Genomic DNA, 13,632 nt, shown 5'->3' with positions numbered 1-13,632 from the left:
GCAAGCTATTTTGCAATTGTGATGGGGTAATCACCCGCCACAAGTTCTTCAACAAAGCTCGATGGGTTGTCTTTATTACACAATAAATAAACTTGCTGACGAGCGCGTGTGAGCGCGACGTAAAATAAACGACGCTCTTCTGCATCTGGACAAGCTGACAAATCAGGCTGTAGCATGACAGCAAAGGGATGGCGTTGTTTATGACTTGGAAAACCATGCTCTCCCGCTTCCATCGCTAACACCAGCACATAATCAGCCTCTTGCCCTTTCGAACCATGAACCGTCATTGCTTTTATATTTAACTGCGGATATTGCAAAGATAATGCAGTTAGCGTTTTGCTATCAGGTAATTGAAAATTAAAACGTGCTAACAAGAGTACAGAGCGTGTTGTGCCTTCGGCTTTGATACCTGTTGCTATTTTCGTTAGTTTTTTCTCTAGTAATAACGATATTGCATCATCATTTTCCTGATAATAGTCGATCTGAACACACGCTTTCTTGGCTTTACTGTGAGTGGTGATCTGCTTACTTATCTGTTCGGGGTTATGCATTACAAATTGCGTTGCAACCGCACTTATCTGGTCATTAAACCGGAATGTCGTATCTAAGGGTAACGTACTAGCAACGCCAAAATAGTCACTAAAGCGTGTCGTCACTGCAATATCGCTGCCTGCAAATTGATAGATAGCTTGCCAATCATCACCCACACAGAATAACTTACTGCTATCGTGTTGATTTTGTAGCTGCTTGACTAAATGTGCGCGCGCTTGTGATATATCTTGAAACTCATCGACCAATATATGCAGCCAAGGTGAACTAAACTCACCACTGCTCACATAATCACTCGCCTTTGTTATCATTTCATCAAAATCAATTTCATTATTTTCGTCTAAATACCCGTGATAATGTTCAAGCAATATAGAAACAATGTCGTGAGTGAGCGCAACAAAATTAGCATCTGGTAACGCATTCAACCTTTTTACTATTTTAACTGTTCGCGTATTTTTATATTGCATTGTTAACTCAACAAGTTGGCTTAATAATTTCTTATAACCGCCCTTGCCCGCCAACAACCGGATCACTTCTTGTTCGTGTTTCTCGCTAGGTAACTTATCCAACCATGTCAGATAGGCATAACAATACTGACTGAATAACGCTTTAAAGTCTGCATCAAGTAATAATGTGGTTAGAGTCGTTTTAAAAAATTGCTGTTTGGCATTATCACTGCTTGCCAACTTACTCACTTGTGGTTTACTGCTGTCGGCTTGCTTAATGATATCTAACGCCAGCGCATGGAATGTCTTAACGGTGATCCTAGCCCTTGGCAATTGCTCCTTTAATCGTGCTTTCATTTCTTTAGCGGCATCTTTTGCAAAGGCCAGTATTAATATCGAATCAGCTGTTGCTTGCTGCGACTCTAACAAATAAGCACAACGTCCTAACATTACGCTGGTTTTACCACATCCCGCGCCCGCGAGTACTAAATTCGCATCATTAGCCACAACACAAGCATCACGCTGCTTCTCAGTCAGTGGATGTGTTTCAAGACTATCAAATAGCGTTTTATAATGTTGTTTTTGCTTACCCATTACCGCTTGATTGTATTTATCTAAATTTTCAACCTGACTTTGCTGCCAAAAACGTAACCGCGCAAGGGGAAGTTTCAGCGATGGTGGGATCTTATTTATTTGCGGTAATATTTCAAACCAATCAGCCCAAGGTTGTAACTGAGTTTGTAGTGCAAGCCATTTTGAATGGGGAATATAACCGCGTTCAATAACTTGTGTGAGCTGTTGGTATTGTTCGAGTAACTCGGCTTCTTTTCCGGTTAAAGCATGAAAATACAAATCATCAATAAGTCCTGCGACCTCTGCTTTAGCTACGCCGTTTAAGCGCACACGCTGATCCTCCCAATTAAGCACTAAGGTATCAAAAAAAGATCCTCTAAAGTGCCTCAATTTAGGTTCGAATGAGCCCCAAGGATAATGATAAGTCTGTTGCTGCTTAGTGGTAAACACAGCGCCCTCGGGTTGAAATGATAGCGTGCGGCAATTAGCCCCAATTAGCTGAGCAAAAGTAGAAAAAGAATAGTCAGGCAATGCAGATAAACTCAATAATAAAAAGTAAAGAAAACATAGCACAAACATACCTGTTGTTTAATACTAATTACTCACTTTATCTATTATTTCCTACTTCTTTAAGCCACTTTTTTGGATCTTCGTTTGGGGTATTATGTGAAACATTAATTGCGAGTTTTTCAGATAGAATCTTAGCCAGTGCCACATTCATTGACAATAAAATGTACAACGGCCAAGTAAAGCCCTGAGTCAAAAATGTCCCTGCGATACAGAAAGCGATTAACCCTGCAAAAATACCATCATTACACGTCACAATCGTATTACGCTCGCCAATCGGCAAAGCGCGACTGTTTACTTCTGTCCGCCACAACTGTTTAAAGGTCACCGTAATAAGCGCAATAAGTAATCCTAACCCTACAAAGCCTGTTTCACCTAATACCTGAAACCACGTACTGTGTACCGCGTGGTTTTTCCCATCCCAAAAAGGACTAAAAAGATAATAGTTAAGATAAAAATTATTAATGCCCACACCCGTTAATGGATTCTCCACCGCCATTCCCCATGACGCAATCCAAGCATAAATACGCCCCATCGCCGATTCATCAATCCCTTCTTCCGCAGCACCACCAGACGAACGACCTGCAATACCAGCCACTAATAATAAAATAGGTAATAACGCTGCGGCCCCCGCTAAAACATATATCTTATTTTTGATTCGTTTAATCGCAAAATAGCCCGTCACCGCCATGATCCCCATTAGCCCGCCTCGACTTTGTGTTGCAATAATTGCCCAAAATAAAATAACGTAGGCAACCGCCAATAAGAATCGGTGAAACTTACCAATATTAGGCTGCAGCAGATTTGATAACGTAAATGACATAGGAAACAAAAGCACGAGTGAAAGATCATTTGGATCACCAATCATTGACCCTAATTCCCGTGAAATAGTCACTCGTGTTCCTTCTACAAGTCCAATGCCCTGCAGTTTATTACTGATCGCTTTTAACCCAACTAATACCCCAGCCACTACATATAGATAAGTCGCAATACGGAAATGGTGAATCGTACGTACCAACCAGCAGATCGCAATCGTCATTACCCAAATTTTAATAACAACATTTGAAAATAGTGTAATAGAAGCACCAGGGTTATAAGAAAAAAAGATCCCAAAACCAGCCCAGCCTAGGAACAAACATACAAAGGTCAGCTCTGTTGACCAATAAACTTTAATGTTGTTACTCAAATATATATGCCAACCCAACACAAAAAACGACATCAATGAAAATGCTAAAGGAATACGGAAAGGCATCAATATTGGGAAGGCTTCATGAATGCGAAAATAAGAGAAAATAATGAAGGTAATTACAATATAAAAAGGGACTCTCAATACTAAAATCAAAAACAACGGGGCAATGACTAATACTGCAGGCACCGCCCACATTTTGGTTTTATACCAAAGTAAGCCAATAGCCAGCGTAAATATGAAGCTTAATAACAATTGTAAACGCGGACTAACCGCCTCGATATTTATCATTAAACATCCCTGCTTATTGATCTAATGCTAGTGCAACATAATAAGTAAAGCAGGGATATAGAAAAATGAGGTGAGGTACGTTGAAAAAATACTGTTTATTTACTATCAAGCGCCAGCGGTATTTCTTCTAACGTCATGGTGCCTTTCGTCACGCCATCCGCCAATTTTAAATATTCACGAGTAAATATAGGGCGAAATTTCTCAGCATCCATCGCCATATAACGATTTAATTGACGATATAGTGTATACACAAAGTTATCACCGGTCGCAGCACGTTCAGCAGGACTCTTACGCTTAAACTTAAACAAACGATCATAGGCTTTATCATGGTCGGAATGACCCATGAGTACGATAGACTCACGCATAACCATATCAGCAACAACAGGCAAGCTAGGTGGAAAATCATAAGGCAGTCCATTGCTACGGCGTAATGTTGGGATCTGCTCTGCAACCTTGATGATGGCTTCTGGTGCGTATTTTGTGAATGTTAATTTCCAAATATTAAATTGCGCCGAATCATAGTCATAATTAAATGACGGAAAGCTACTCGCAAGCATGGTATACATAGTTGCAATGGCTTCTGTTTGTGGCTGAGTTAAATTAATTGTTTGTTCCATACACCCTACTCTATTTTTTTATTTTTTATTTTTTATTTTTTATTCTTTATTCTTTATTCTATTGTAGCCATATCGTGTTTTAACACGTTAGTCTTCATCATAATCGGAAAAACCCGGATCAATGAATCGCGGTGGTAATTTTTTTAAAGGTGATTGACTAACTGTTCGCTCATTCATTTTAGGCTGTGAAAAACCGCCATTTTGCTCTGTCATGCCAACCGTTAATTTACTGATACCCATATCCGCTAACGCTTTATTTAAGTTACTGTCTTTACGGCTAGCCTTACTGACATCTTGCTTACCATTTAGCGCGAGTGAAATAAGGCTGTGGACACTAGTATCATCTTTAAATAACAAGCCAAAAGCAAAATTAATCGATTGATAATAAGGGTCTACTTGTGCACCATCAATGGCTAATTTAAGATCTGCTTCAGTAAAAACCTCTAAACGTAGCAACAGCTTATCACGCTGTTCTGCTGTCATACGCAGATTAATCCCAACAGCCGTTTGCGTGCGTTCAAGCCAATAATTAAAGAGTCGTAACGCAGGGGAATCAGCTTGGCTTACTTCCATGCTATCCGCTAAGCTAATCAAACTTTCAATATTACCTGAATTAGTAAAGATATCATTAAAATTACGGCCTTTATTCACCAGGTCTCGACGGTGATCAACACCATCGACCGCACGCTTAAGTTCTGCAATAGAATGTAGCATTAACAAACTGTGCAGTTTCTCAAAATGCGCTTGTTTGGGTGCAATATACTGTGATTGCTGTAAGCGTTTAGAGCTAAACCAGTAATCATAGACCTGTTTAATATCAGCCATTTTTTGTGGGTCTTGCCTAATTTGATGATAATTCGGCATGAAACCACTTTGATTTTGGATATGACGCACACCTTGTCGATTGATTGTCGGCTGAAAAGGCTGACGCTGTTCAAAAGCAGGGTTACTCATAGGCTGAACACTTGCAGGTGCATTGACTCGGTTCACCGCTGATACATCTTTAATGTGTTGCAGTTCAGTACTATCAAGTTCATACCAATCAAACGCCGGGTTACGACTATTAAGCTGAATGCAAAGTACTTTAATATGTTCAACAGTAAAGCCTTGGCGCATAAATTCATCACACCGAACACGGAATTTACTGTTATTAAAATTAAGGCGTTTTTGCGAATACTCAGCGACCAAATCAAATACTTGCTGAAAATATTGTAAGCTTGGATCTTGTGCAGGAGCAGTCACTTCAACTTTCTCGTTAAAGTCTTCATACATAATTGCATTATTAATATACAAGCCAGTATCATCTTGCTCGAGATAGTTTTTATTAATCAGTTCAGTAATGCTATGCTGCTTATCTAATTGCAACGAAAAACGCGAAAAATCTGCAATTCGATCTTTATTCTTTTTACATAACATCCATACTAATAAGCGAAATGCAGCATCAGAAAGTGATGATGATTGCGCGATATGATCGGGCACGATAAAGTATGTGCTCTCCATTTTTCTATTCATAACTGTTTAACACCACAATGCCATATTTAATTACAACTGAGCAATACGCTAACCTAAAGTCTACCATAGAAGACTTACTTGCACCTTTTGATTCCTTTGCTTTTTCAGACTTTGTCACTGCGAATCCAGTATCTGAACTGACAGTTAAAAAAGCAGATCAACTGGTGACTGCTCAAGGTTATGAAATTACATTAGATTTATTGGAGCAAAGCGATGAGCGATACATTATCGAAGCCTATTATGATATCACTGATAACAAAAATATCTATGCGATAAATGAATATGCACAACCTATCAATTTATTAAAAAATCCCAGTTTCACCCGTACTTGTAGCATTTGTAATACCACGACAAATCGTAGTCAGGGACTTATATTTAGTCATCCACAACAAGGTGACTTCTGTGCACATTTGGCCTGTGTAAAAAAACGCTTACCCGAGCTAATGCCCTTTGTGAATTACTTGCAAAAACTACCGGCTATCGTGACTCACCTTGAGCAATTACAAAACAGTGTATTTAACCAAGCGTATTCATCTGGTGCCCCACTTCGCCTCTATTTAGCGATTGTCGAAGACGAGATCCGCCAACATGGTTTTGTTAGTAAACAAGACGCTATCCAGTTTCATCATGACTTCAAGCATGCCAGTTATAAAAAGGCTGCAACACGATATCAGTCATCTTCTTACCCTAAAGACCTGAGTTTTGAGTTTGTTGAAAAAGCGATTTTGTATACGAAACAAATGAAGTCAACCGGCTTAAATGACAAATTAAAGCAGTTATGCGAACAAAATGTATTGGCTGAAAATGAACTGGCGACAGCCGCGCTCATCATCTCTAACTATATCGTGAATAATCAAGGTTTACTCAGTCACAAATCACCACTCGCAACCAATAAAAAGCTCGCATTACATGATGATGGTAGCCATATTAGCGAGACATTACGCTTAAAAGGCAAACTTGGTGACTATATCCGTTGCCGTATCACCGTAAATAGTTGTAAATACCAAATGGTCACGAAACGCTATGATGTACGTGGTAAAGATGACCTTGGCCGCGTGGTTCAGTTTAACCACAACCAAGCAATTACCGAAAAGTCCTATATATATATTAGTGGTTTCATATCTAAATTTTATCAAAACCAATACGGCTATACAGTGTCAGTACTTAAAGGCGTTAAGCGATTATCTGCATAGCTGATATTCAGCTCAATACAATCTCCCTCTTTTTATACACAAATTATCTGTTTAACAAGATCCAGCTCGCAATAATATGATTTCTATTACTAAAGTTTCTCCAATTACCAATTTATAGCTAGTGTTGTTCATAGGAACTTATTCAGCTGGAGGCGATGGCAATGAAAATCAACATGCCAATTACAGATACAGAACAATTTATGAAAGAAGGAGACATACTTGTTTCCAAGACCGATTTAAAAGGTTCGATTACCTTCGTTAATCGTGCCTTTATTGAATTAAGTGGATTCACGGAAGCAGAGTTATTACGCAAAAGCCACAGTATTGTACGACACCCAGATATGCCACCAGCCGCCTTTAAAGATCTCTGGGAAACAATTCAGCAAGGAAACCCTTGGACAGGTATTATTAAAAATAGAGTTAAAAATGGTGATTTTTACTGGGTAGTCGCTAACGTTATTCCGATTAAGAAAAATGGTCAAGTAATAGAGTATATGTCGGTGAGAACCAAACCGACTCTGCAAGAAATCAAAAATGCAGAACTCACCTACCAAGCAATGAACGCTGATAATCAGCCCCGTAAAAACCCACTTGTTACGCTCAATAAATTATTTGTTAACGCTGGATTAAAAGCCAAGCTGTCAATATTAACCCTGTTCATCGCCTTTATTTTAATTGCAGGTGCGCTCGTTCAATATGCCAGCGTGAATAAAATTGATACAACATGGGACAACTACCAAGCGAATGTCGCGGAACGCTCATCACTCATTAAGCACATGACAGCCTCATTAGGGTATGGCGGCATCATTCACCAATTTAAAAATTATGTGCTACGCCAAGATGATCGTTACCGAGAACAGTTTATTCAAAGTTACACTACCTTGTTAGATCAAATAAACCGCTATCAAGCACTCCCTAATATCAGCTTAGAAGAACAAAGTGCATTAAAATCGATTTCCGACGTAGTTAATGAATATCGTCATAATCTGGATAATGTCCAGTCTCTCATCGCGAATAACGCCAGCGTCAGTCAAATTGATCGTAGTGTAAAAATCGATGACAAAGTGGCACTTAATGCACTTTCAGAGTTGCTACAAAGTCACACAGACCTCACTCAAGAAACAGCAAGTACACTGCATGCTCAATTGACAGACTCACTAATGAGCATTGCAATTGAACGCTCAATCACCTTCCTCATCCTCGCATTTCTTGCGGCAATGGTACTCCGTAGAGCAGTGATAAAACCTGTAAAACAACTCATCGGTATTTTCAATAACATTAATGAAGGTAAGTTTGAGAACAAATTTGAAATTCGTAATAACAATGAATTTGGTAAGCTATTTCAAGCCCTCTACACTACTCAAACCAAACTCAACTTTGATATTCAAGAGTCACGCTTAACCGCGGAAGAAGCATTACGGATCAAGAATGCGCTAGACAACGTGTCAGCGAATGTCATGGTTACAGATGGCCAACGTAATATTATTTATTTGAATGAATCGGTTCGTAAATTACTTAAGAATGCCGAAAACGATATCAAAAAAGAGTTACCTAACTTTAATGCGGATACTTTACTCGGCGATAATATCGATATATTCCACAAACAACCACAGCATCAGCAACAGCTGCTACAGGGACTCTCATCAACTCACCAAGCTAGTATTAAGATTGGAGGCAGAACGATGCAGCTAACCTTTAACCCCGTAACAAACTCAGCCAATGAGCGTTTAGGAACTGTGGTGGAATGGAATGATAAAACAGCCGAATTAGCCATTGAGCAAGAGATCGATGCGATTGTTGCCTCTGCAGTAAACGGGGATTTATCTAAACGAATTAACCTAGAAGGTAAGAATGAATTCTTTACTAAGTTAAGTAGCGGCTTGAATGAATTACTCGAAAGTTCATCATTATTTGTCAGCGATGTTGGAAGCCTGTTCTCTCGTATGGCCGAAGGTGATTTAACCCAGTCAATCGAGCAAGAGTACAATGGTGAATTTCAAAAAATCAAAAATGATGCCAATAATACTATCGATAAACTAACGACTATTATCAACCAGATCCGCACCTCTGCAGATACGGTAAATACAGCATCACACGAGATTGCATTGGGTAATACAGACCTGAGCCAACGCACAGAAGAACAAGCTTGTTCTCTAGAGCAAACAGCATCGAGTATGGAAGAAATCACGGCAACCGTGAAACAAAGTGCAGCCAATACCGACGAAGCAAATAAACTAGCCACAGAAGCTAAAAATAAAGCACAGAACGGTGGTAAAACGGTGCAAGACGCGGTTTCTGCAATGAAGGAAATTCTCACGGCGAGTAACCGTATCAATGATATTATCGGCGTCATTGATGAAATCGCATTTCAAACTAACCTACTCGCACTCAATGCCGCTGTGGAAGCAGCCCGAGCAGGTGAGCAAGGCCGTGGCTTTGCAGTGGTTGCCGCTGAAGTGAGAAATCTGTCACAGCGTTCGGCAGATGCAGCAAAAGAAATTAAAGATCTAATCCGTGACAGTGTTGAAAAAGTAAAAATAGGTTCATCACTGGTTAATGATTCAGGTGAGACTTTACAAGAAATTGTGCATTCAGTTGAACATGTAGCTAATATGATTGCAGAGGTCAGTAACGCTGCAACAGAGCAATCTAGCGGTATTGAACAAGTGAACCAAGCTGTCAATCAAATGGACGAAGTGACACAACAAAATGCATCACTGGTAGAGCAAGCGTCAGTAGCAAGTTCGGCCATGTCGGAGCAGGTTAATCATATGACGCAATTAATTCAATTCTTTAAGCTCGAACAAGCGAAGCAAGAAGAACATATGCAGACTATAGCGTCTACCTCGCAAAGACATAGACTACCCAATCAGCAGGGCTCACACCAGCAAGCAACAAATGCGAACTACAACCAAGGTCACGGACAGTCTACGGCGCCTATCACAGCGCAACAGCAGCAGTCCAATAACAAGGCAATAGCCGCATTATCAAATAACGACAATTGGGATGAATTTTAAGTAAACATTAAACGCCACCAGATCCCAGGTAAACTGGTAAATCCGGTGGTAAGCCATTTAACCTCATCATCTTTAACAATTAAGATGGTTGGGGTTACTTTTACTTTCCAAGCATTACCAAGATCATAATTTTCATCATTAATCACATCAAAATTATACTCATTGTGTTGTAAGTATTTCTTAACGCGTAGGTCTTCACCTGAACTTAATGCCACAGTAACGACAGGATAATATTCAGATAATGTATCAACCGCAGGGCTAACAAAGCTACATACAGGGCACCACGTTGCCCAAAAATAGACCACTACAGCTTGATCTTTACTTAACGCGGCAAGATCAAACTCTTCTCCTGCCAACGTTTTCCCAACTAACGCAGGTACGTTATCTTTAGGAAAGTCTTTACCACGCCATACATCGACAACAGCAGTAATAATCAAGGCTAATAATAAGAATATGACTAATTGTTTAATCCAACCAAGCAGTCGTTGTTTCATGCTCATTCCTTACTAATGATATATATAACAATCACACTCAATAACCTACCGTTATGGAATGTGATTGCCCATTACATGATTATTATTTCTTACGTTTAGCCGCAAGCGCCGCTTTAACTTGTTGCTCTAGTTGCGCATAAGGAACCAGACCACCCACAATTTGATCTGCAAAGATAAGACCCGGTGTACCACTTAAACCAAATTCACGCATCAACCCCATGCTACCATTGATAGTTGTTTCAACACTTGCAGCCGTATTATCTAACCACTCATCGGTATCTGTGATCTTACCTACTTTAGCGATAGCACCACTGTCTAAACGACTTGGGCGTGACATCAGTTTACGGTGTAATTCAGCAAACTTCTCTGGTTCATTTTCCCATACCGTCAATGCTAATTCTGTCGCTTCTTTCGAGCTTGGACCTAAGATAGGAACAAGTTTGTAAACTACACGAACTTCTGGGTATTCTTCAACTAAACGGTCTAACAGTGGTTCGATTTTTTTACAGTAAGGGCAGTTAAAATCTGTAAAGTAGGCGATTGTGAGTTCTGGGTTTTCAGCACCCATCCACGGATCCATTTTGTTATTAAATAAAGCTGCAGAATTATCTCCTAAGCTTTGCGCTTGCTGTTCTTTCACTTTATTTTGCTCGTGTGCTTGCAGCGCAATAATTGCTTCTTTTAAGATCTCTGGGTTGTTCACCAAGGTTTCTTTCACCATTTGGTTAAACTTATCCTGCTGCATGTCAGTCATATCCATCTGTGCAGGTGCAGCCCACGCCATTTGCGTTGCTAAAAGAACGGCAGAAATCGAGCTTGAGAGTGCGAGTAATTTAGTTTTCATTATTATTCCTATAATTAAATTTGTTTGATCCGTGAATGTATATTTCGATCAATTTTTTATAATTTGATCCATTACTTTATAATTTGTTCAATTTCTTTATAAATAGTCCTACCCCACGCAGTTGCGCAGGATAGAAATTAAATGATTATTCACCGCTAGCTTGCTTAATTGCATTCATCACAGCATCGTCTGTTAATATGACCGGAAGTGGTATACCGTTCGGAGACTTCGGACCGTAAACAATATTAAATGGCACGCCAAAACGACCGTTATTTTGTAAGTAATTAGTCACCTTTTCAGACCTAACCGTCCAATCACCTTCCATTGTCACCATGTTTTCAGCCTGCAATTTGCTATACACAGGATCCTGTAATATCACACCTATCTTATTGGCTTTACAGGTAATACACCAATCAGCAGTGATATTTACAAATACTGTTTTACCTTCTTTTACTTGTTCCTCGATACGTACCGTGTCAAGGTCTTGCCACACTAAATCATCAGGTAAGCCTTTTGACCATTTACTCGTCGTCAATGAAGCACCCAATACCACAACACTCCCAGCCAATAAGCCTACGCCCATACTTATCAGCACAGCACGCTTACCTTTTAACTTGACCATAAAGCCTAAGAATACCAAGCTAATCAGGGAAAAAATGCCATATATAACCAGTACCGGTAAGAAACTCGCTAATAATGTCACTAACCAAAGGCAAGTAAGCATCAGTAAACCAGCAAATACAGTTTTGACTGAGCCCATCCAACGACCCGGCTTAGGCAGTAAACCAACAAGACTTGGGAAGGTTGCAACTAATAACCATGGCAGCGCCATACCGACCGCTAACGCAGTAAAGATGACGAATAAGCTTACCGTATCAGCACCTAGTGCATAAGCAACTGCCGTACCCAAAAATGGTGCACTGCAGGGTGTAGCCAACAAGGTTGCGAACATACCTTGCAAGAAATGGCCTCGATTACTGTCATCACCCGCTGTCGCTAATTTCGTTTGTAGATTTGACGATAAACTAAATTCAAACGCACCTAGCATATTCAATGAGAACACAGCGGTAATAATCACCATGGCTGCAATGAACCACGGGCTTTGGAATTGAATACCCCAACCTATCGCTTGGCCAGATACTTTCAGCGCAAAGATGAACGTAGCAAGTAACCAAAACGACACGATGATACCGGCTGCTGACGCAAGGAATTGCTGTCTGATTTTGCCTTTCTCAACATTTGGTGCGTCAATAATTGTACTTAACTTCATCCCTAGTACTGGTAATACACAAGGCATCACATTCAGGATCAAACCACCTAGCAATGCAAATAATACGATGCCGAATAGCGATTGTCCCGCGATAGTGACTTGTCCTGAAATAACAGGTGTCGAAAATTCAAGCGCTTGATCAGCGTCTATAACGGTGAAATTTAGCGGTTTATCAATTAGCTCAACTTCACCTAACCAGCTACTCGCATTAAATACCGCAGTTAACCGATCCTCAGTATGCTCAACAGTCGCCAGTTTAAAGCTGGTATCGAGATCACCATCAATCAATAGCGTCGGATTGTCACCCCAACTGTAGCCCGATACAGTCGCTTGTAGTTGGCTGTTAGCTTGATCCCATAACAGTTCAATCGCGTTATTATCATCTACTTTTCTTGGTACTTGGGTGATGCTTTTATTATATAAAAACATTGCTTCAGCATCAGCTTGCAGATTCTGGATATCAACCGACATATTAATATCGTAATCTGTTAATACACAAATAGTCGTGCACGAAGATAACGTCAATTTACCTGACAATATTAACGGTTTGCTAAGGTCTTCTAGCTGTAATTGCATTGGAAAGCTAACCGCGTCGGTATAGCCATACGTCTCTAACCCAAGTAGTGAAAAATGCTTTGGTACCGGCCACTGCCAATCGCTATCCACAAGGTTTTCAGAATCTTGCCAATCAATGCTGGGAGCAATACCACCTTCACCTGGTGAGCGCCAATAAGTTTTCCAATCGTCAGAAAGTTTAACCTCGAGCACAGCCGGAACCGTTTTAGAAGCTTCATCCACTTGCCCTGTTAGCATAAAGCGTAATTGGATTGGTGGGTGTGATGGGTCTTGTAACCAGCCTGTTGTTTGCGCTGAAATGCTTGCTGAAATAAACAGTAAGCAAGTTACAAATAACGTTTTTAATATTTTCAAATCGTGTCTCCAAAAAGTAGTTGAAGTCATTATCTCAATGCCCCAATACCAATTGTATTTAGTCGGTTGTCAATAAACGGGTCATGCTAAGCGCACATATCATGTTTACAGATAATCATAATAGTTTTTCAAAATATCCAAGT

General features: G+C 40.0%; 9 protein-coding genes. 2 read left to right on the top strand and 7 right to left on the bottom strand.

Features of this window, described 5'->3' with window-relative positions:
* Positions 1 to 5: 5 nt before the first annotated feature.
* From HWV00_RS07080 to HWV00_RS07065, 4 genes are all read right to left on the bottom strand, one after another.
* Positions 6 to 2,147 (bottom strand): UvrD-helicase domain-containing protein, encoded by a 2,142-nt coding sequence (locus HWV00_RS07080; protein ID WP_211685404.1) that lies wholly within the window; start codon positions 2,145 to 2,147, stop codon positions 6 to 8.
* Positions 2,148 to 2,175: 28 nt separating this feature from the next.
* Entirely contained in the window at positions 2,176 to 3,612 is a 1,437-nt protein-coding gene (locus HWV00_RS07075; protein WP_211685403.1) for an O-antigen ligase family protein, read from the bottom strand.
* A 95-nt stretch (positions 3,613 to 3,707) separates the two neighbouring features.
* Complete coding sequence (locus tag HWV00_RS07070) at positions 3,708 to 4,229, bottom strand: hypothetical protein (protein ID WP_211685402.1); 522 nt, start codon at positions 4,227 to 4,229, stop codon at positions 3,708 to 3,710.
* Between the two features lie 87 nt (positions 4,230 to 4,316).
* Entirely contained in the window at positions 4,317 to 5,741 is a 1,425-nt protein-coding gene (locus HWV00_RS07065; RefSeq protein WP_255554948.1) for a hypothetical protein, read from the bottom strand.
* A 17-nt stretch (positions 5,742 to 5,758) separates the two neighbouring features.
* Here HWV00_RS07065 and HWV00_RS07060 point away from each other — a divergent pair, with 17 nt between their 5' ends.
* Together HWV00_RS07060 and HWV00_RS07055 are read left to right on the top strand one after the other, a co-directional pair.
* Complete coding sequence (locus HWV00_RS07060; protein WP_211685401.1) at positions 5,759 to 6,934, top strand: hypothetical protein; 1,176 nt, start codon at positions 5,759 to 5,761, stop codon at positions 6,932 to 6,934.
* 155 nt (positions 6,935 to 7,089) lie between these two features.
* Entirely contained in the window at positions 7,090 to 9,951 is a 2,862-nt protein-coding gene (locus HWV00_RS07055) for a methyl-accepting chemotaxis protein (RefSeq protein WP_211685400.1), read from the top strand.
* On the opposite strand, the gene HWV00_RS07050 is transcribed toward HWV00_RS07055, so the two are convergent.
* The 3 genes from HWV00_RS07050 to HWV00_RS07040 all read right to left on the bottom strand — a co-directional run bounded on the left by HWV00_RS07050 (position 9,948) and on the right by HWV00_RS07040 (position 13,519).
* Positions 9,948 to 10,445, bottom strand: coding sequence for a redoxin domain-containing protein (locus HWV00_RS07050; RefSeq protein ID WP_211685399.1), 498 nt, complete (start codon positions 10,443 to 10,445; stop codon positions 9,948 to 9,950). The two genes, HWV00_RS07055 and HWV00_RS07050, sit on opposite strands and share 4 nt — an antisense overlap.
* 82 nt (positions 10,446 to 10,527) lie before the next feature.
* Positions 10,528 to 11,289 (bottom strand): DsbA family protein, encoded by a 762-nt coding sequence (locus tag HWV00_RS07045; RefSeq protein ID WP_211685398.1) that lies wholly within the window; start codon positions 11,287 to 11,289, stop codon positions 10,528 to 10,530.
* Positions 11,290 to 11,434: 145 nt separating this feature from the next.
* Positions 11,435 to 13,519, bottom strand: a complete 2,085-nt coding sequence (locus HWV00_RS07040; RefSeq protein WP_211685397.1) for a protein-disulfide reductase DsbD — start codon at positions 13,517 to 13,519, stop codon at positions 11,435 to 11,437.
* Positions 13,520 to 13,632: the final 113 nt, after the last annotated feature.

Source organism: Moritella sp. 24, from assembly GCF_018219155.1.
In the GTDB taxonomy this organism is placed as follows: domain Bacteria; phylum Pseudomonadota; class Gammaproteobacteria; order Enterobacterales; family Moritellaceae; genus Moritella.
Note: the sequence above shows the minus strand (reverse complement) of the source record. Positions and strands in the feature narration are given on the sequence as shown.

Excerpts from the sequence above, each read along its gene's own strand:
- HWV00_RS07080 (WP_211685404.1), bottom strand. The coding sequence starts at position 2,147 with ATGTTTGTGCTATGTTTTCTTTACTTTTTATTATTGAGTTTATCTGCA.
- HWV00_RS07075 (WP_211685403.1), bottom strand. The coding sequence starts at position 3,612 with ATGATAAATATCGAGGCGGTTAGTCCGCGTTTACAATTGTTATTAAGC.
- HWV00_RS07070 (WP_211685402.1), bottom strand. The coding sequence starts at position 4,229 with ATGGAACAAACAATTAATTTAACTCAGCCACAAACAGAAGCCATTGCA.
- HWV00_RS07065 (WP_255554948.1), bottom strand. The coding sequence starts at position 5,741 with ATGAATAGAAAAATGGAGAGCACATACTTTATCGTGCCCGATCATATC.
- HWV00_RS07060 (WP_211685401.1), top strand. The coding sequence starts at position 5,759 with ATGCCATATTTAATTACAACTGAGCAATACGCTAACCTAAAGTCTACC.
- HWV00_RS07055 (WP_211685400.1), top strand. The coding sequence starts at position 7,090 with ATGGCAATGAAAATCAACATGCCAATTACAGATACAGAACAATTTATG.
- HWV00_RS07050 (WP_211685399.1), bottom strand. The coding sequence starts at position 10,445 with ATGAAACAACGACTGCTTGGTTGGATTAAACAATTAGTCATATTCTTA.
- HWV00_RS07045 (WP_211685398.1), bottom strand. The coding sequence starts at position 11,289 with ATGAAAACTAAATTACTCGCACTCTCAAGCTCGATTTCTGCCGTTCTT.
- HWV00_RS07040 (WP_211685397.1), bottom strand. The coding sequence starts at position 13,519 with ATGACTTCAACTACTTTTTGGAGACACGATTTGAAAATATTAAAAACG.